A 19,757-nucleotide genomic window follows, 5' to 3' on the forward strand; every position below is an offset into this window, starting at 1 on the left:
ATTTACTCCCTAAGATTTATTAGGCTTAAAAAAGCGTAAGCGATTAGCGTTAGTAACCACCGTTAACGATGAAAGCGCCATAGCGGCTCCCGCTACCACAGGGTTTAATAACAAGCCAAAAAATGGATAAAGCACGCCTGCCGCAATAGGAATACCCGCTACGTTATATATAAAAGCACCGAACAGGTTTTGCTTAATGTTACCAATAGTTGCACTGCTTATCGCTATTGCATCAGCTAGGCCATGGAGTGAGCCTCGCATTAACGTTATATCGGCACTTTCTATAGCTACATCGGTGCCAGTACCAATTGCAAAGCCTACATCCGCCTTAGCAAGCGCAGGTGCATCGTTAATACCATCGCCAGTCATACCAACAATCTCGCCTTGTTGCTGTCGTTTACTCACTTCGTTTACTTTGTCCTGTGGCAAAACTTCAGCTATGAAATCATCTATTCCTACTTTTTTGGCAACCGCTTGTGCTGTCGCTTTGTTATCCCCTGTTAGCATGACAAGGTGAATACCTTTATGTTGTAGTCGTTTTATTGCCTCAGCAGAGTCTTCTTTTATCGGATCCGCCACCGCAATTAACGCTGTTAGCTGGTTATCACAAGCAAAGTACATGGGTGTTTTAGCCTCTTTTGCAAACCTGTGCGCTTGCTCAGTAGCCTCATCAACAGCAATCTCGTATTTATCCATAAGCGCTTTATTACCAAATAACAAAATTTGCCCATTCACCTTACCGCTTACACCTTTACCGGTAATGGCGTCAAAATCAGTCGCTTTACTCAAGGTTATGTTTTGTTTTTTAGCATGCTGCATAATAGCCTCTGCCAGAGGGTGCTCAGAGCTACTCTCTAGGCTTGCAACTAGCTGCATAACGTTGTTTTCATCTGCACTATTGAACGTAACAACATCTGTTACTTGTGGGGCACCTTGCGTGATAGTGCCGGTTTTATCTAAAATCATGGTGGTTATTTTAGAGGTGGTTTGCAGAGACTCGCCATTACGAATCAAAATACCCGACTCAGCCGCTTTACCAACGCCTACCATTACCGACATAGGCGTTGCTAAACCAAGCGCACACGGGCACGCAATTATAAGCACAGTGGTAAGCGCGACCACTGCATAAGCAATTGAAGGCTCTGGGCCAAAGTTTAGCCATGCGAGCGCAGCCAGTATGGCAATAATCATCACTGTGGGTACAAAAATACCCGAAATAACATCGGCTAAGCGCCCTATTGAAGGCTTTGAGTTTTGTGCCCGTTTTACCATATTAATAATATTGGCAAGGGTGGTTTCGTGGCCAACATGCGTGGCTTCAAATAATAAAGTGCCACCTTTATTTATGCTACCAGCAACAACTTTATCATCGGCTTGTTTGCTTATAGGCATAGGCTCACCTGTCAGCATAGACTCGTCAACACGACTACTACCTTCAAGTACATTGCCATCTACCGGTATTTTTTCGCCAGGACGTACGCGTACGTGATCGTTTTTTTGCACATCGTTTATATCAATATCTTGCTCTTGCCCCTCGCGTACAACACGCGCAGTTTTAGCTTGCAGACCAATTAAGCGCTTAATCGCTTGTGAGGTGCGCCCTCGAGCTTTTACTTCAAAGGCAAGGCCTAAACTAATTAAACCGATGATCATCGACGATGCTTCAAAATATACGTGCCGTGCTACCTCAGGTAATAAACTAGGTGCAATTACCACAAACATTGAATATAACCATGCGGTGCCTGTACCGAGTGCTATTAACGTATCCATATTTGCCGCATGGTTTTTAAATGCCTGCCAGGCACCTTTATAAAACTGCTTTCCCGATACCGCCATTACCACAAGGGTAATAATGCCTACAACAAACCATGCAATACGCTGCGTTGTTGTTGATACGCTCATATCAAAAATAAGGCCATAAACCATTAAAGGTACACCTACACCTAAGGCAAGCATCATATTTCGCATGAGCTTTTTATAGTGCGCATCATCCGACTTTGCTTTTTCGTCAAGGGCGTCTTGATCAGACTTATTACTCATAGGTTTTGCGCCATAGCCTATGTTTTCAACCGCTTTTATCAGTGCGCTTTGCCCAGCGCTTCCCTCTACTCGTACTGTGCGCTCTGCAAAGTTCATTTCAACATTATTTGCACCTTGTACGCTTTTTAGGGCTTTTTCTATTTTGGCAACGCAGCTGCCACAATTGGCACCTTCAATTATAAAGTTTAGTTCGGTGTTTTTGCTGTTACTCATCACACACCTCTGTTGTTACAAGATTTGGAATAGGATCGACAAATGTCTCTATTAAACTACATACATCACTTGAAACAGCGCCATCGGCAGATACATCCCATTGTTTTAATGCAGATTGCATGCGCGTACGTAACTTGAGCGTTTCTTGAAACAGCGCTTCTGTTTCTTCTAAACGCTTAGCTATAATCTTACGCGTAAGTGGGCATGGGCAATTACCTTGCTCTGATTCACTAATAATGTGTTGCACATCTTTTAAAGAAAACCCCAATTGGCGGGCGCTTATTATAAATTGCAAACGTTGTTTATCTGCCTTGGTATATTGCTGGTACCCATTGCTTTCACTACGTATTGGGTTTAAAAGGCCCAAACGGGTGTAGTGACGCACCGTATCAGGGGTTACATCCATTTGCTTGGCTAATTGTTTTACATACATAATTTAGCTCCAACGTATTTCAATACCTACCACTATAAACCTAGGTGTTACACACAGGTCAATACATTACTTTAGTTAAACATAATTTAAATTTACTGAGGCTGATTGAGTAAAATAAATACAAACACATTAAGTGCAGCGACTAGATAAAAAATTGAAATATTTATGAATTTTCTTGTTAGGTTTTGCATAATTTTTATGCTCGGTACACGCAGTTACGCCCTAAAAGCACGAAATAATACTCACAAATTGAACAAAAAAGCCGAATAAATAAATTATTCGGCTTTTTAGCTACATCAACATGCTTAATCATCTTCTATATTATCAAGCCCTTTAGTTCCTTCTTTAGCTTTTAATTTATGATGAATAGCGGATTTAATTAACATATAACCACTGATGGGCGCTGTTATTAATAAAAATATAGTGATCAGTATTTCTTTAACACTCAATCCTGTTTTAGAGTTAGCAAAAAACACCATTGCTGCAATTAATATACTCGCCATACCTAGCGTTGTAGCTTTTGTTGGACCATGTAAACGCATAAAAAAATCAGGCAGCTTTATTAAGCCCATCGAGCCTATTAAAATAAAAGCGCCGCCAAATAAAAGTAATATCGATACCACCCATTCGCTTATCATTATAATACCTTATTCAATTATGTCGCCGCGCAGTAAATACTTACATACTGCAACCGTACTAATAAACCCAAGCATTGCTATTAATAATGCAGCTTCGAAGTAAAGACCTGTCCCCATGCTAATACTATATAAAATAATCAACGCAATAACGTTTATATACATTGTATCAAGTGCTAACACTCTATCCGGTACAGATGGGCCAATAATAAGTCGCCATAAATTAAGTAATAGCGATATGCCTATCATTGAAAAAACAATGAGTAATACAATTTCTAACATTGAAATATCTCCTTTAATGGAGCTTCATAGCGTTGTTTAATTAATTTGATAAGTGCCTCTTCATCTTTTAAGTCGAGCACATGTATTAGCAGGTAACGTTGTGATGGTTCTTCACCTTCGCTAAGTGATTCAGGTATAGGATACACCTCAGCACTAACCGTACCAGGCGTTAACGACACACAGCTTGCAAGTATTGTAATTGGCATATCGTGAGTTAAATCAATAGGCACTTTTACAAAAGCGGGTCGCAATTTTTTAGCGGGGCCAATAATTAATAGCGCAACTTGCAAATTAGCAACAACAATATCGTACAACACAATAAGCAACTGCTTTAATGCTAACCCAGGCTTTAATATTAATGGCTGCGGATCTCGCAAAGAAAAACTAAGTAGTGGTATAAATATCGCAAAAAAAGTTGCTAAAACTAAATGCCCCGGTGAAACACTATTATTTAGCAGTAGCCATATTAAAAATAAAAATAAGCTACGAAATGGTGTAGGTAACCAACGATAACGGGCTTGTAATCTCATTACTTACCTCCTCTAATAACCGCGCTAATACCGCCACTTATATCATGCAATTGGACCGCTGCATCGTGCATATAATCGCTCATTGGGCCACCAAATATTACCAACAAAGGCGAACAAGCCAATAATCCTACAATAACAACAACCTGAAGTGGGTGTGCATTTTCATCATCACTGTTGTCACTCTTTTTATCTTTTTGCTCCCAAAACAAACTTGTACCCGCTCGCGATAGTGCAATTAATAATACAAAACTGGTAATTAAATATACAGGCCAAAACAACAAGGCTTGCTCGCTATTTAATGTTGCTTTGAGAATCCATATTTTACCTACAAAACCTGAAAGAGGTGGCATACCTACAACGGTAAGAGCTGCCATAATAAAACAAGCACCCAGTAAGTAAGGCTGTTTAACAGCGCGGCCTGCGACTAAACGGTCACCCACTTTACCTCTTTGAGTAGCAATTAAATCTGCCAATAAAAACAAAGCAGCACAAACAAGTGTAGAATGTACTAAGTAATATAATAATGCGGCAGTCGCCGTTACATTTTGCAGAGCTATTAACGCCACTAACGTCCCCACTGATACCACAACTAAATTAGCCGTTAGCTTACGTAGGTCTTGCGCCGCTAACACACCAATTGCACCAACTATGATTGTTGCAATAGCTAAGCCCCAAAGCCAAGACTGAGCCATGTGCTCAAGCTCTCCTGCCTGCTCGCCAAAAATAACCGTGTACACACGCAACATGGCGTAAACACCCACTTTGGTCATAATTGCAAATAGTGCAGCAACTACTGGTTTTGCGCTCGCATACGTATTTGGCAACCATAAATGCAGCGGTAAAAGCGCACCTTTAAGCGCAAATACCACCAACAATAATAAGCCACCGGCCTTTGCTAAATACACATCGTCGCCTGTAAGCAGCGACACTTTTTGTGCCATATCGGCAATATTTAATGTACCTAGCACGCCGTATAAAATGCCCAAACCGATTAAAAATACACTGGAGCCTACCAGGTTTAATATTACGTACTGAAGTGCGGCGCGGGTGTTTTGCTTATCACCAGCATGCATGAGCAATGAATATGATGCGATAAGTAGTACTTCAAAAAATACAAATACGTTAAACAAATCCCCTGTTAAAAAGGCACCGTTTACGCCAAGTATTAAAAAGTGGACTAAAGGATGAAAAAAGTTACCTTTTGCGTCATCACCCGCACAGCCATATAAAACAACACCTAAGCCAAGTAACGATGTCAATGTAACTAACAATGTAGACAGCATATCGGCAACAAGCACAATACCAAAAGGTGCAGACCAGTTACCTATTGCGTAGACATTGATACCCGAATCATAAACATGTAGTAAAAGCAGTACACTGGTTATAAAAGTAATGATTGCCATAATGGATGAAGCAATACGACGAATTTGTAAGCTTTTACCGCACGGTGGTAAAAGCAGAATTACCGCAGCAAGCATTGGCAGTAAAATTGGTAAAGAAGCTAAATGCTGAATCATTTTTGCTCCTTATTATCTGTTGTACTTTTGATAACATGCCCATCTACATGGTCACTGCCTAAATCGGCTCTACCACGTATAGCCAAAATAACCACAAACGCTGTCATCGCAAAACCAATAACAATCGCTGTAAGTACTAAGGCTTGAGGTAATGGATCGGCATATTCAGTGCCCGTACCAAGTACGACTGCTTTATTAATTGTTAAACGCCCGGCAGAAAACAAAAATAAATTAACAGCGTATGAAATCATAGTAAGACCCAGCACTACAGGGAATGTGCGAGCTCTTAGCAGTAAGAAAATACCGCAGCTGACTAATACTCCAACGCATGACGCGTACAATAATTCCATTAAATATTTACCTCTTTTTTCTGGGTATCAGCGGTCATGTTACCAAGGCTTGCTAAAATCATTAATGTTGCACCTACCACTGTGAGGTAAACACCTAAATCAAATACAATTGCACTTGCAAGCTCTGTCTTACCAATAAATGGAATATCAAAATAATCAAACCATGTGGTTAAAAATGGTTTATCAAAAAACCAACTTCCTACACCAGTGAACAATGCAATACCAATTCCTGATGCGATAATTTTGCGATAATTGACAGCAAATCGTTCACTTATCCACGCCGAGCCATGTGCCATATACTGTAATATAAAGGCGATAGATGTCACCAAGCCTGCGATAAAGCCACCGCCAGGTAAATTATGACCACGCAAAAAAATGTAAGCTGATACAAGCAAAGCAAGTGGCAATAAACTGTGCGAAATACTCGCAAGTAAAATAGGATGGCGTTCTCTTGCCCAAGGGCGGCCTTCACCATCACTTGCAGGCATAAATAATGGAATTCGTGAAAGTACTTTATATATTCCCAGCGCTGCAATACCTAATACGGTTATTTCACCAAGCGTGTCAAAGCCCCTAAAATCGACCAAAATAACGTTTACCACATTGGTACCGCCACCACCGGTTTTGGCATTCGCTATGAAGAAATCTGAAATAGACTCAAGTGGGCGAGTGAGTAGCGCATAACAAATACTTGCAACCACTACACCCAACGTCGAAGCAATGCCTAAGTCACGTAAAACCCGCAACGAGCTTGATTCTTTAGGTGTATGTTGCGGTAAAAAGAACAAGGCAAGCATAAGTAAAATAACCGTTGCAACCTCTACAGTTAATTGCGTAAGCGCCAAGTCAGGTGCTGAAAAGCGAGTAAATGCAACAGATACAAGCAGCCCTACAATAGAGATCATTAATAAAGCAACCACGCGCGATCTATGCCAAATAACCGTGGCTAGAGCGCCTATTATTAATAAACCAGCGCCAATAGCGTTGTGCACATCCACAGGTGTTCGCGCCATGGTGCCAGCTAATGCTTGCATTTCAAATAGCGGCCAGCCGGCACACAACAATACAACCCCTAGCATAATAACTAAGTAGCGCTGTAAAGAACCATTTTCAATGTGATTTACCTTTGATTGGCACCATGCTATTACAGACAACACTGCACGTTCAAACGTCTTTTTAGCATTAAATGGCGGTAAAGATGCTTGAAACTGAAATAGGTGTTTTCGATTTATATAAATAAATAAACCACCGGCAACGGCCATAGCACTCATCAGTAATGGTAAGTTAAATCCGTGCCATAAAGCCACTTCGTAATCTGGCATCGCTTTGCCTAATACCGCTGATGATGCTGCTGATAAAATACCACCCACTATAAAGTGTGGGAAAATACCAACCAGTAAACAAATAACAACTAAAATCTCTATTGGTACACGCATATAACGTGGCGCTTCATGAGGTGTACGTGGTAAATCTATTGGGTCGCCATTAAAAAATACATCGTGAATAAAGCGTGCTGAGTAAGCAACCGAGAAAGCACCGGCAATAGTTGCTAAAACAGGTATTAACCACGACATTGAGCCTAATACTTGCTGATGAAGTGTTTCTGCAAAAAACATTTCTTTAGATAAAAAACCATTTAGCAAGGGCACACCAGCCATTGATGCCGCAGCAACCATCGCAAGTGTCGCTGTATAAGGTAAAAATCGCCACATTCCATTGAGCTTACGCATATCACGCGTGCCTGTCTCATGGTCGATAATACCCGTTGCCATAAATAGCGATGCTTTGAACGTAGCGTGGTTAATAATATGAAGAATAGCCGCCACGGTTGCCAATTCAGTATCTAAACCTAATAAAAGCGTGATTAAACCTAAGTGACTAATTGTTGAGTAAGCCAGCAAACCTTTTAAGTCATGTTTGAATAGCGCTATATATGCACCGGTTAATAGTGTAGTTAAGCCGGTTAAGCCAACTAAAAGAAACCACGTATCTGTACCCGACAAAGCAGGATAAAAACGTGCTAACAAAAATATACCGGCTTTAACCATCGTTGCAGAGTGAAGGTATGCACTAACAGGTGTAGGTGCTGCCATGGCATGAGGGAGCCAAAAATGAAATGGAAATTGAGCCGACTTCGTAAAAGCACCAAGTAACACTAATACTAAGGCAACTTCGTACAAATCGTGGGACTGAATTATAGCCTTGCTTGCCAAAATGGTATCTAGATTATAACTGCCAACAATATCGCCTATTAGCATTAAGCCGCCCAGTAGCGCTAGGCCGCCAGCACCTGTTACAGCAAGCGCCATGCGCGCGCCTTTACGTGCTTCTGATTTTTGCCACCAAAAGCTAATAAGCAAAAATGAGCTTATGCTGGTTAATTCCCAAAATAGCCAAAGCTGAATAACGTTATTTGACATAACGATGCCAAGCATTGCGGTCATAAACAGCATTAAATAGCTGTAAAGCTTAGGCATTGAATCGTTTGCATTTAAGTAGTAGCGGGTATATAAAATGACCAGCAGCCCAATACCTAAAATCATGAACATAAATAATAAGCTAAGACCATCCAGCCTAAGTGATAAATCAAGCCCTATAGAGGGGATCCATGATAAGGAGTAACGGATAGTTTCGCCGGCTAAAACGGCAGGTGCATGGTATAAAGTAATGCCCAAAGCAGTCAAAGGAGCAAGCGCGGTTAGGCCTGCGCTTTGATTTCGGGTTAATTTACCTGTGCATGCAGAAATAACACTGCCAATTAAGGATAACAAGGGTATCCAGAGCAAAGTCATAATGTAGGGCCTTTTATTATCATAAGTTTATCAGGGCATCCCTCTTTTGGTGACTTAAAGATGCTTTTACTACCTGTTTTTAAACGACATTAATAACTATAGTTATACTGAAAAACACTGATTTTGTCTACGAAAAGCGACGCTATATGGATGTTTAATAAACAAGATTCAACAAATTAATAAGCCTCTGAGAATCGAATATAATCTAGAGTAACTTCCACTTTTATATAGCTTTATTTGCGAGTGTAAGCGCATAAGCGTGGCATTGTAGTTATTCGCCAGTCATATCTAGATGATTCAACCAAAGTTCCCTGTATTGAGCAGAGAGCCCTAATTGTTGATACTGCATAATAGACCAATTATTGCTGGGTTTATAAGCTACTCCCCCTTTTTGACAACTTTTTGCTTTATGCCAACCTATTGGTGCATCGTCATTGTGAGAAATATATAAATTAGGGGCAACATAGCCACTGAGCCTACATAGCCATGCTTGTTTAGATTGAGATAGAACGTATTCATCTTCAAAGCCACTAAAGTGCATTAATTCATGTAAAAACACGCTGTAATTTGCCTTAGAATTAACGAGCATAGTGCCGTTGCTTACATTTGCCATACCCTGCCTTGGCATCATAATAATAAAGTCGAAGTTTTTAGGGAGTTGTTTTTTGAGCAAAGATGTTTCCCACTGGCACTTTGCCGCTTGATTAGTACTGTGGTTACACTCAATAGTGCCCGCAACATAAATAGGTTTAGAAAAACAAAAAATATTTTCTTTTGGCTCTGGCTGCTTATTATAGGTATTAATAAGCTCAGAAAGTTTATATAAGCCACTACGATGATCGCTCATCGCTAATACATTAAACATACAGTGTGCATCTGGCTTAAATTGATCCTGCAACGATGCATAACCAAGCTTATTTATAAACGTACTTGAAACTCTATTTTGCGGTGTATTTGTTTCAAGTTTTAGATGATTTAGCACATCTCCTGCTGGCAGAGAATTTATGCTCGCGAGTAATTTTAAATCGCTCCACCTAGCTTGCTCAAGCAGATGCTTAGCTAATGTTTTACGCTGCGAAATGGTTAACTCATTTATGCTCGCAAACCAAAACTTCTTTGCCGTATCCCCTTGCTTATCATTTAAAAGCCTCAAAGAGTAAGTGTATTGTGCGATGGGTACTGAATGACGCGCAAGTTTTGCCAAGAGGGCGTTAGGTAGCGCGGCTAAATGGTGTGAAAAATAAGTGGAGAAATTCCAATAACTTTGTAGCACATTTGCTTTGGTGCTTAGTACATTCCAAAAGCCAATTCTGCCATGGTGATTACTTGAGCCTGAAATAATCAGGCTACACAGTAATACACCTATTAACTTAATACGGTTAACTTGCGTCAACACCCGCCATCAACTCAAGTTCTAAACGCGCGTATTTATACTCAATAAACTCATGCACATTGGTAGCAAGTGCGAGTCTAAAGTAATCTGCAGCTAAGTACTCTTCACCCGCTGCCTGATGCATTTTAGCTAAGTAAAAATACGCTTCACATAAACGCTGAGCATACTCCTGCTCAGTTTTAACGCCGTCACTAATACCTGATAAAAAAGCATGTTCACTCATATCACCGGTATAAAGTGATATTAATTGATATGCCCACTGTGACTCATCAAGTGCTGTTGCATTGGTTTTAAGTGACTCCAACGCCTTAACTTTATCGTCTTGGGCGCTTGCTAAGTAAACCCATAAAACACGGTATGGATCGTTTGGAGAGCGCGCTAAAAACTCATCAAAATCGTTTTTAGCAAGGCCTGCTCTATCACCGTAATAAAGAGCAATACCTCTATTTAAATAGGCATACTCGTGCTCTTCATCTAGTTCAAGTGCTGAATCAAAAAACTCATAGGCTTTTTCGTATTGCTGCATCAGCGTATGTTGAATACCTAAAAAGTTATACACCTCAGCTAAATCGGGCTTAAGTTTAACCGCACGGTTGAAATCTATGCGTGAAAGAGTGGTCATGCCTAGGCTATCAAAAAGCACACCCCGGTCATAGTAAAGCTTAGCTTGCTGCTCTTCACTTAAGTCGGCTCTATTTAATAACTCAGAATAACGAGCTATAGCAATTTCACTTCTAAAATCTGAGGCTAAAGGTGCTGTAAAAGGCACATTAACAATGGATGTAGGCTCTGTTTCAGTTGTAGTTTGGCAAGCGCTTAAAGACAAAATAGCAAAAGATGCCAAAGCTAAATGTTTGAGTATCATTAAAATCCTTAATACCAAGATATATCGCGATAAATATAAGACAGACCTTGTCTAGTAAGGTTTCATTAAAGCATAAAAAAAGGGGCTAAACAGCCCCTTTTTTACTATCTAGCTAATATAGCTAGATTAATAAGTTAGCAATTATGCGTCTTTTGACTCATCAGCTGCTGGAGCTGCTGATTCCATTGCTTCTTTAATGCTTAGACGTACACGACCTTGACGGTCAACTTCTAGTACTTTAACTTTAACTTCTTGACCTTCACTTAAGTGGTCAGAAACATTGTTAACACGCTCAGTACTGATTTGAGAGATATGCACTAAGCCATCTTTACCAGGAAGAATGTTTACAAACGCACCGAAGTCTACGATACGTACAACTTTACCTTCGTAGATAGTACCTACTTCAAGTTCAGCTGTTAATTGCTCAATACGGCTAATTGCATTAGCTGCACTTTCGCCATCTGTAGCAGCAATCTTAATAGTACCGTCATCACCGATTTCAATTGTTGTACCAGTTTCTTCAGTAAGTTGACGAATAGTAGCGCCACCTTTACCAATTACTTCTGCAATCTTCTTCTGTGGAATTTGCATTGTGTAAATACGTGGTGCAAACATAGATAGCTCTTCAGAAGGAGCAGAAATCGCTTCGTCCATCACATTAAGAATGTGTAAACGTGCAGCTTTTGCTTGTTTAAGCGCAATTTGCATGATTTCTTGAGTGATACCTTCAATTTTGATATCCATTTGAAGTGCAGTAATACCGTTTGTTGTACCTGCTACTTTAAAGTCCATGTCGCCTAAGTGATCTTCATCACCTAAGATATCAGAAAGAACTACAAAGTTTTCTTCTTCTTTAACTAAGCCCATTGCGATACCCGCAACAGATGCTTTAATTGGTACACCCGCGTTCATAAGTGCTAGTGAAGTACCACATACAGATGCCATTGAAGATGAACCGTTTGATTCAGTGATTTCAGATACCACACGGATTGAGTAAGGGAACTCAGTAAGTGTAGGCATTACAGCTGCAATACCACGTTTAGCTAGGTTACCGTGGCCGATTTCACGACGCTTAGGAGACCCTACAAAACCAGTTTCACCAACACAGAATGGAGGGAAGTTGTAGTTAAGCATAAAGTGGTTTTTGTGTGTACCCGTTAAATCATCGATTAACTGTGAATCACGTTCTGTACCAAGTGTAGCGGTAACTAATGCTTGAGTTTCACCACGTGTAAAGATAGCAGAACCGTGAGTACGCGGTAATACGCCAGTCATTACATCTAGTGCACGAATCATATCTGGTTCACGACCATCGATACGTTTTTCGCCAGCAGCGATACGGCCACGAACGATTTTCTTCTCAAGAGAACCGAATACTTTACCAACTTCTTGCTTATCAAGCGTTTCGCCTTCAGCAAGTTCGCTTGTTAATGCTTCAATTACTGCATCTTTAGCTACGCCAAGTGCTTCTTTACGCGCTACTTTATCTGTAATGCGGTAAGCTTCACCTACTTTTTCAGCTGCAAGTTCTGCTACTTTTTCTTCAAGCGATACGTTTTTCTCAGGTGCTGACCAATCCCATGTAGGCTTGCCCGCTTCTGCTTTAAATTCGTTAATTGCTGTGATGATAGCTTGAGATTGCTCATGACCATATACAACAGCACCAAGCATAACGTCTTCTGCAAGTACGTCAGCTTCTGATTCAACCATTAGTACTGCGTTATCAGTACCTGCTACAACTAAATCAAGTTGGCTTTCTTCAAGCTCTTTTAGTGTAGGGTTAAGTACGTATTCACCGTTGATGTAACCAACACGTGATGCACCAATTGGACCACTGAACGGGATACCAGAGATAGCAAGCGCTGCTGATGTACCAATCATCGCAACCATATCTGGTTGGATCTCAGGGTTTACAGATACAACAGTTGCAATAACTTGTACTTCGTTAACAAAACCGCTTGGGAAAAGAGGACGAATTGGACGGTCAATAAGACGTGCAATAAGTGTTTCACCGTCGTTAGGACGACCTTCACGCTTAAGGAAACCACCAGGGATACGACCAGCAGCGTACATACGCTCTTGGTAGTTAACTGTTAGTGGGAAAAAATCTTGTCCAGGTTGAGCTTCACGCTTACCAACAACAGTTACTAAAACTGAAGTATCGCCAATGCTTGCTAGTACTGCGCCGTCTGCTTGACGTGCGATTGCACCTGTTTCTAGGGTTACAGTGTGTTGACCTAGTTGAAATTCTTTAATAATTGCTTGCACTTAAAATATTCCTTAAATGTTTTTATATTTCATTAATAAGTGTCATTAAAAGGGCCAATTACAGTACATAATTGTATTCAGTTGGAAATCAATTAAGTACTACAATTGGCAAAATTTTTAATGACTGCAGATAACCTATTCATCTACGCGCATAGTATATACCAAAGCGACGTAAAATTGCGAGTCTACCCCAAGATAAAAGTAATCACTTTAGCCTTATCATTTATCAATTGTTTTATTTATATTTCAAGGCGTTTAAATTGAAGGTATGTTGTCGGGCTACGAAATTTAGGCACAAAAAAAGGAGCTATAAAGCTCCTTTTCTCGTAATCAAGTTCTTAGCGACGTAGGCCAAGCTCTTGGATTAACGCAGTATAACGCGAGATATCTTTACCTTTAAGGTAATCAAGCAATTTACGGCGAGTACTTACTTTACGAAGCAGACCACGACGTGAGTGGAAGTCATGCTTGTGGTCAGCAAAGTGACCTTGAAGCTTGTTGATATCAAAAGTAAGTAATGCTACTTGTACTTCAGGTGAACCAGTGTCGCCTTCTGCACGTGCAAATTTAGCAATGATATCGATTTTTTCTTGATTGCTTAGTGACATAGTAACTCCAAAAATTAAATTTAAAAGGTGTCTTAGCCGATCACTAATTCAGCCAAAACGATTAAGCGGGCGTATTCTACCAACTATGGGAATAACTACAAGCTAATTATACTAAAGATACCCTTAGGGCATTCAATATGGTACTTATTCTGGCTTTTTGTAGTCATCTTGTTGGCTTGCAAGTCCACGTTTAGATTTTAACTGCCCATTTGGATTACGTTCGCCAGTGCCGATAAACACACCATCAGCAAGTACTTTTATTGGACCATCAGGTAAATCTGTTGCTGTATCTACAGCTTGTCCATGACTAAACACCGACCCTTGTTCTTTTGTTATTTCTACAACAGGAAGACCAACTAAAGCAGTGTCCATAGGTAGCAATAACTCATCAAGGTAAGTAGATGGTGCTATTTCTTCATCTTTCGCTTTATCTAACAAGGCTTGCACTTCATCAAGCGTTACCATTTTATCTGTTGGGTAGTGCCCTACAGCTGAGCGATGAAGCATAATAACATGTGCGCCACACCCTAGGTTTTCGCCTAAATCATCAACAATAGTACGAATATACGTACCCTTTGACACATGCGCAGTCATTTGTACTTCGTTAGTTTGCTCATCAAACTCATCTAGCGTTAAACTAAATACGTTAATTTTTCTGCATTTACGAGGTACTTCAATGCCTTCTCGTGCGTACTTGTATAAAGGCTTACCCTCATACTTAAGCGCTGAATACATTGATGGATACTGATCTGATTCACCTAAAAAGGCCGCAATTTCACGCTCTAGCTGTTCATACGTTACGTTTACGTCTTTAGTACTAACAATTTCCCCATCAGAGTCTGATGTTGTTGTACGTTCACCTAATTTAGCGCGTACTACATAGGTTTTGTCTATATCGAGTAAAAACTGAGTGAACTTTGTCGCTTCACCAAAACAAATGGGAAGCATACCTGTTGCTAGTGGGTCGAGTGCACCTGTATGCCCTGCTTTTTGAGCAAAATAAATACCTTTCGCTCGTTGCAGCGCTTTGTTAGACGAAATACCTTCTGGTTTGTTTAACAACAAAATACCGTCAACCGGACGGCCTTTACTGCGTCTTGCCATTAGTCTTTAGTGCCTTCTTCGCTATCTGTTTCGTCATCTACATGCTTAGCATTATCTTCACGAATAACCGAATCTACTAAGTTAGAAATACGCATACCTTCCATAAGTGAGTTGTCTACAACAAACTTAAGCTCTGGCATTATGCGTGCACGAATACGTTTACCTAATAACGAACGGATATAACCCGTAGCTTCGTTAAGTATTTTTGCGCTTTGCTTCGCTGCATTTTCATCTTCAGTATTAAATACTGTGATAAATACTTTAGCGTAAGATAAGTCGCGCGATACTTCTACCGCAGACACTGTCACCATACCTAAGCGTGGATCTTTAATTTCGCGTTGTAAAATTACAGCAATTTCTTTTTGAATTTGCTGAGCAACACGATCAGTGCGAGAAAACTCTCTCATTGCATTTGTCCTAAAATAATAACTTATTGAAATTTAATAATAAGATAATTTAATAATGGATACACAAATGGGGGCTAAGCCCCCATTTACAATCTTAGCTCACGAGCAATTAAAGTGTACGTTGTACTTCAACTGTTTCGAATACTTCGATTTGGTCACCAACGCGAACGTCATTGTAGTTCTTAACGCCGATACCACATTCCATGCCGTTACGAACATCAGCAACATCGTCTTTAAAGCGACGAAGTGACTCAAGCTCACCTTCGTAAATAACAACGTTATCACGAAGTACACGAATTGGCGCACTGCGTTTAACAACACCTTCAGTAACCATACAACCAGCGATAGCGCCAATTTTTGGAGACTTAAATACGTCACGCACTTCAGCAAGACCAATGATCTCTTGCTTAAATTCTGGTGCTAACATACCTGACATTGCTTGTTTAACTTCGTCAATTAAGCTGTAGATTACGCTGTAGTAACGTAGGTCTAAGTTTTCAGTCTCAATTACTTTACGTGCAGATGCATCAGCACGAACATTAAAGCCAACTACGATTGCGTTAGACGCTGCAGCAAGTGTTGCATCAGTTTCAGTGATACCACCAACACCTGAACCTACAATCTTCACTTTTACTTCATCAGTAGAAAGTTTAGTTAGTGAGTCAGAAATCGCCTCGATTGAACCTTGAACGTCTGCTTTAAGTACCACGTTAACTTCAGAAACATCGCCTTCAGCCATGTTAGTGAACATGTTTTCAAGCTTCGCTTTTTGCTGGCGAGCAAGTTTAACATCGCGGAATTTACCTTGACGGTATAAAGCAACTTCACGTGCTTTACGCTCATCTTTAACTACAGTCGCTTCATCACCTGCAGCTGGAATACCCGAAAGACCTAAAATCTCAACTGGAATAGAAGGACCAGCCGATTTGATGTCTTTACCGTTTTCATCGCGCATTGCGCGAACACGGCCATACTCAAGACCACATAATACAATGTCACCTTGGTTAAGCGTACCAGATTGAACTAGGATAGATGCAACTGGACCACGGCCTTTATCAAGACGAGATTCAATTACAACACCTGCAGCCATACCTGTAGAAGGAGCTGTAAGCTCTAAAAGCTCAGATTGCATAAGTACAGCTTCTAGAAGGTCATCAATACCTAAACCAGTTTTAGCTGAGATATGAACATACTGCGTATCGCCGCCCCAATCTTCAGGGATAACGTCTAGCTGCGCTAGTTCGTTTTTAACGCGATCTGGATCTGCGCCTTCTTTATCCATTTTGTTTACTGCGATGATTAAAGGAACGCCAGCTGCACGAGCATGCTGAACCGCTTCTTTAGTTTGTGGCATTACGCCATCATCCGCTGCAACTACTAGGATTACGATATCAGTCGCTTTAGCACCGCGAGCACGCATTGATGTAAACGCGGCGTGACCAGGAGTATCTAAGAACGTGATCATGCTGCCGTTTGTTTCAACGTGGTATGCACCAATGTGCTGTGTAATACCACCTGCTTCGCCAGATGCAACTTTCGCTGAACGAATGTAATCTAGTGTAGATGTTTTACCATGGTCAACGTGACCCATTACAGTTACTACTGGCGCGCGCGGCTCAGACTTACCATCTTCATGGCGGTCATTTAGTACTGTTTGCTCTAATTCGTTTTCTTTAACGATGATAACCTTGTGACCCATTTCTTCAGCAACAAGTTGTGCTGCTTCTTGGTCAATTACTTGGTTAATGGTAACCATGTCACCCATTTTCATCATTGTTTTCACAACTTCAGCGCCTTTAACAGCCATGCGTGATGCAAGCTCAGCAACTGTAATTGTTTCGCTAATGCGCACTTCGTTTTTAACGTCAGCAGTTGGTTTTTGGAAACCATGCTGCAGCGATGCTGGTGCTTTTAACTTAGACTTGTTACGGCCTCTAGACGCAGCAAATTTATCTTTTGCTGGTGCTTTTTTCTTTTTCTTCGCACGGCGTGTACCTTGCTCATCACGAGCATCGGCAACATCTTCTGCTTCACGTGCGTAAGTTGAAGTCGTAAGGTGATGATCCGCAGTTTCTTCGCGTTTCTTACGTTCTTCTTCTTCTTTCTTCCAGCGTGCTGAATTCTCTTCAGCTAGCTTTCTTGCCTCTTCTGCTTGACGTTTCGCTTCTTCTTCAGCTTTCTTCAATGCGGCCTCTTCTGCTTCTTTTTGCAGACGCTCAGCTTCGATGCGATCTTTCTCAGACTTAGCACTTTGCTCTGGGGTCATCTGCTGTTGTTTAGCTTTACGCTCTGCATCTGCTTTGCGTTTAGCTTCTTCTTTGGCTTTACGATCAGCGTCTTCTTTCGCTTTACGTTCTGCCTCTTGTTTCGCTTTTAATTCAGCGGCTTCTTGTGCAGCTTTTTGCTGCTCTTCAAGACGCGCTTTCTCTTCTGCGGCTAGGCGTTGTTGCTCTTGTTCTTGCTCCATTGCGCTTTTCTTCACGTATGTACGTGTTTTGCGAACTTCAACTTGAACATCTTTTGCTTTACCCGTAGAACCAGTCACACTTAACGTGCTTTTGCTCTTACGTTGTAAAGTCATACGCGCTGGGCCATCTGAGCCAGTACCGCCATGTTGCTTGCTTAAATGATCAAGTAACGTCGCTTTTTCTGCTTCAGTTACATTATCAGTTGCCTGCTTAGTGATACCCGCTTGTGAAAACTGCTGTAGCAATTTATCAACAGTTGTACCTATATCGCCGGCTAGTTTTTCAACGTTTACTTCTGCCATAGTGTGTAATACCTCCGTTAATAAATTACTCGTCTGCAAACCAACAAATATTACGTGCAGCCATGATTAATTCACCTGCTTTTTCAGGCGATAGCTCTGTAATATCAACTAGTTCGTCGATGCCTTGCTCAGCTAAGTCTTCAAGTGTAACTACACCTTTACTTGCCATAACAAATGCTAAATGACGCTCTAAGCCTTCAAGCGCAAGTAAGTCTTCAGCTGGTTCTACACCCTCTAAGCTTTCTTCCGTTTTAAGTGCTTTAGTCGTTAACGCGTCTTTTGCACGTGAACGTAAAACGTCTACTGTTTCTTCATCTAAGCCATCAATTTCTAAAAACTCTGATGCAGGTACATACGCTACTTCTTCAAGTGTAGAGAAACCTTCGTTGATAAGTAGTGATGCAAACTCATCATCGATGTCTAAGTTTTCAGTAAATAAGTTAATTAACTTATCTGACTCAGCTTCATTTTTAGTACGCATGTCTTCAACAGTCATAACATTTAGCTCCCAGCCAGTTAATTGGCTTGCTAAACGAACGTTTTGACCATTGCGACCAATTGCTTGTGCTAGGTTATCTGCTTCAACAGCGATATCCATTGAGTGAGTGTCTTCATCCATTACGATTGAAGCAACTTCTGCAGGTGCCATTGCGTTAATAACAAACTGCGCCGGATTGTCATCGTAAAGTACGATATCAACACGCTCACCGCCAAGTTCTGACGATACAGCTTGAACACGTGCGCCACGCATACCAACACACGCACCTACAGGGTCAATACGTTTGTCGTTAGATTTAACAGCGATTTTAGCACGAGAACCTGGATCACGTGCTGCGGCACGTAATTCAATCATTTCTTCGCCAATTTCTGGCACCTCAATGCGGAATAATTCCATCAGCATTTCTGGTTTTGAACGCGTAACGAATAATTGCGCGCCACGTGCTTCTGGTTTAACTTCGTATAGAAGACCACGGATACGATCCCCCGGGCGGAAGTTTTCACGTGGTAGCATATCATCACGGTAAATAACCGCTTCTGCGTTGTTACCTAAATCAAGTACGATTGCATCACGAGTCGCTTTTTTAACTACACCCGTTACAAGCTCGCCTTCTTGATCTTTATAAGCTTCTACAACTAAAGCGCGCTCAGCTTCACGTACTTTTTGTACGATAACTTGCTTTGCCATCTGTGTAGTTATGCGGTCAAATTTAATAGATTCAATCTGTTCTTCAACATAATCACCCATTTGCAAATCAGGTTCTTCAACTTGAGCTGCTTCTAATGTGATTTCACTGTAAGGGTTTTCTAATGAACCATCTTCTTGAACTTCTGCAATCTGCCAGCGACGGAACGTGTCGTAATCGCCCGTTTTACGGTCAATTGCAACACGCACTTCAATTTCGCCGTCGTGTTTTTTCTTTGTTGCTGTCGCTAGAGCGAACTCTAGTGCTTCAAAAATCTTCTCTTTTGGAACCGCTTTCTCATTGGAAACGGCTTCAGCAACTAATAATATCTCTTTTGCCATGGGTAATGCCTCGCTTGCCCTATTC

General features: G+C 40.9%; 16 protein-coding genes. All 16 read right to left on the reverse strand.

Annotated features, from left to right (window positions below):
• Positions 1–9: 9 nt before the first annotated feature.
• Positions 10–2,253, reverse strand: coding sequence for a heavy metal translocating P-type ATPase (locus J8L71_RS07405; RefSeq protein WP_210999968.1), 2,244 nt, complete (start codon positions 2,251–2,253; stop codon positions 10–12).
• On the reverse strand, positions 2,246–2,686 hold the full coding sequence (locus J8L71_RS07410) for a MerR family transcriptional regulator (RefSeq protein WP_210999969.1): 441 nt from the start codon (positions 2,684–2,686) through the stop codon (positions 2,246–2,248). The genes J8L71_RS07405 and J8L71_RS07410 overlap by 8 nt, the downstream gene beginning before the upstream one ends.
• Before the next feature lie 305 nt (positions 2,687–2,991).
• Complete coding sequence (locus J8L71_RS07415; protein WP_210999970.1) at positions 2,992–3,324, reverse strand: Na+/H+ antiporter subunit G; 333 nt, start codon at positions 3,322–3,324, stop codon at positions 2,992–2,994.
• Positions 3,325–3,333: 9 nt separating this feature from the next.
• Entirely contained in the window at positions 3,334–3,603 is a 270-nt protein-coding gene (locus J8L71_RS07420) for a K+/H+ antiporter subunit F (protein ID WP_210999971.1), read from the reverse strand.
• On the reverse strand, positions 3,597–4,133 hold the full coding sequence (locus tag J8L71_RS07425) for a Na+/H+ antiporter subunit E (protein WP_210999972.1): 537 nt from the start codon (positions 4,131–4,133) through the stop codon (positions 3,597–3,599). Before J8L71_RS07425 ends, J8L71_RS07420 begins: the two co-directional genes overlap by 7 nt.
• Positions 4,133–5,650, reverse strand: a complete 1,518-nt coding sequence (locus J8L71_RS07430) for a monovalent cation/H+ antiporter subunit D (protein ID WP_210999973.1) — start codon at positions 5,648–5,650, stop codon at positions 4,133–4,135. The genes J8L71_RS07425 and J8L71_RS07430 overlap by 1 nt, the downstream gene beginning before the upstream one ends.
• Positions 5,647–6,000, reverse strand: coding sequence for a Na+/H+ antiporter subunit C (locus J8L71_RS07435; RefSeq protein ID WP_210999974.1), 354 nt, complete (start codon positions 5,998–6,000; stop codon positions 5,647–5,649). The genes J8L71_RS07430 and J8L71_RS07435 overlap by 4 nt, the downstream gene beginning before the upstream one ends.
• A complete protein-coding gene (locus tag J8L71_RS07440) occupies positions 6,000–8,792 on the reverse strand; it encodes a monovalent cation/H+ antiporter subunit A (RefSeq protein ID WP_210999975.1) in 2,793 nt (930 codons plus the stop codon). Before J8L71_RS07440 ends, J8L71_RS07435 begins: the two co-directional genes overlap by 1 nt.
• Before the next feature lie 271 nt (positions 8,793–9,063).
• Positions 9,064–10,185, reverse strand: coding sequence for a hypothetical protein (locus J8L71_RS07445; RefSeq protein ID WP_211000095.1), 1,122 nt, complete (start codon positions 10,183–10,185; stop codon positions 9,064–9,066).
• Positions 10,172–11,050, reverse strand: coding sequence for a lipoprotein NlpI (nlpI, locus tag J8L71_RS07450; protein WP_210999976.1), 879 nt, complete (start codon positions 11,048–11,050; stop codon positions 10,172–10,174). Before nlpI ends, J8L71_RS07445 begins: the two co-directional genes overlap by 14 nt.
• Positions 11,051–11,191: 141 nt before the next feature.
• Complete coding sequence (gene pnp / locus J8L71_RS07455) at positions 11,192–13,318, reverse strand: polyribonucleotide nucleotidyltransferase (RefSeq protein WP_210999977.1); 2,127 nt, start codon at positions 13,316–13,318, stop codon at positions 11,192–11,194.
• 338 nt (positions 13,319–13,656) lie between these two features.
• Positions 13,657–13,926, reverse strand: a complete 270-nt coding sequence (gene rpsO / locus J8L71_RS07460) for a 30S ribosomal protein S15 (protein WP_004585888.1) — start codon at positions 13,924–13,926, stop codon at positions 13,657–13,659.
• 144 nt (positions 13,927–14,070) lie between these two features.
• Positions 14,071–15,030: a tRNA pseudouridine(55) synthase TruB gene (gene truB, locus J8L71_RS07465; RefSeq protein WP_104642273.1), complete on the reverse strand. Its 960-nt coding sequence runs from the start codon at positions 15,028–15,030 to the stop codon at positions 14,071–14,073.
• On the reverse strand, positions 15,030–15,437 hold the full coding sequence (gene rbfA, locus J8L71_RS07470) for a 30S ribosome-binding factor RbfA (protein ID WP_210999978.1): 408 nt from the start codon (positions 15,435–15,437) through the stop codon (positions 15,030–15,032). The genes truB and rbfA overlap by 1 nt, the downstream gene beginning before the upstream one ends.
• Before the next feature lie 109 nt (positions 15,438–15,546).
• On the reverse strand, positions 15,547–18,207 hold the full coding sequence (gene infB / locus J8L71_RS07475) for a translation initiation factor IF-2 (protein ID WP_058547406.1): 2,661 nt from the start codon (positions 18,205–18,207) through the stop codon (positions 15,547–15,549).
• 25 nt (positions 18,208–18,232) lie between these two features.
• On the reverse strand, positions 18,233–19,732 hold the full coding sequence (gene nusA / locus J8L71_RS07480; protein ID WP_210999979.1) for a transcription termination factor NusA: 1,500 nt from the start codon (positions 19,730–19,732) through the stop codon (positions 18,233–18,235).
• Positions 19,733–19,757: the final 25 nt, after the last annotated feature.

This window comes from Pseudoalteromonas sp. MMG007 (genome assembly GCF_018100985.1).
GTDB lineage: Bacteria > Pseudomonadota > Gammaproteobacteria > Enterobacterales > Alteromonadaceae > Pseudoalteromonas.

What these genes read in the sequence shown, in the direction of transcription:
- J8L71_RS07405 (WP_210999968.1), bottom strand. Translation starts at nt 2,253, where the DNA reads ATGAGTAACAGCAAAAACACCGAACTAAACTTTATAATTGAAGGTGCC.
- J8L71_RS07410 (WP_210999969.1), bottom strand. Translation starts at nt 2,686, where the DNA reads ATGTATGTAAAACAATTAGCCAAGCAAATGGATGTAACCCCTGATACG.
- J8L71_RS07415 (WP_210999970.1), bottom strand. Translation starts at nt 3,324, where the DNA reads ATGATAAGCGAATGGGTGGTATCGATATTACTTTTATTTGGCGGCGCT.
- J8L71_RS07420 (WP_210999971.1), bottom strand. Translation starts at nt 3,603, where the DNA reads ATGTTAGAAATTGTATTACTCATTGTTTTTTCAATGATAGGCATATCG.
- J8L71_RS07425 (WP_210999972.1), bottom strand. Translation starts at nt 4,133, where the DNA reads ATGAGATTACAAGCCCGTTATCGTTGGTTACCTACACCATTTCGTAGC.
- J8L71_RS07430 (WP_210999973.1), bottom strand. Translation starts at nt 5,650, where the DNA reads ATGATTCAGCATTTAGCTTCTTTACCAATTTTACTGCCAATGCTTGCT.
- J8L71_RS07435 (WP_210999974.1), bottom strand. Translation starts at nt 6,000, where the DNA reads ATGGAATTATTGTACGCGTCATGCGTTGGAGTATTAGTCAGCTGCGGT.
- J8L71_RS07440 (WP_210999975.1), bottom strand. Translation starts at nt 8,792, where the DNA reads ATGACTTTGCTCTGGATACCCTTGTTATCCTTAATTGGCAGTGTTATT.
- nlpI (WP_210999976.1), bottom strand. Translation starts at nt 11,050, where the DNA reads ATGATACTCAAACATTTAGCTTTGGCATCTTTTGCTATTTTGTCTTTA.
- rpsO (WP_004585888.1), bottom strand. Translation starts at nt 13,926, where the DNA reads ATGTCACTAAGCAATCAAGAAAAAATCGATATCATTGCTAAATTTGCA.
- truB (WP_104642273.1), bottom strand. Translation starts at nt 15,030, where the DNA reads ATGGCAAGACGCAGTAAAGGCCGTCCGGTTGACGGTATTTTGTTGTTA.
- rbfA (WP_210999978.1), bottom strand. Translation starts at nt 15,437, where the DNA reads ATGAGAGAGTTTTCTCGCACTGATCGTGTTGCTCAGCAAATTCAAAAA.
- infB (WP_058547406.1), bottom strand. Translation starts at nt 18,207, where the DNA reads ATGGCAGAAGTAAACGTTGAAAAACTAGCCGGCGATATAGGTACAACT.
- nusA (WP_210999979.1), bottom strand. Translation starts at nt 19,732, where the DNA reads ATGGCAAAAGAGATATTATTAGTTGCTGAAGCCGTTTCCAATGAGAAA.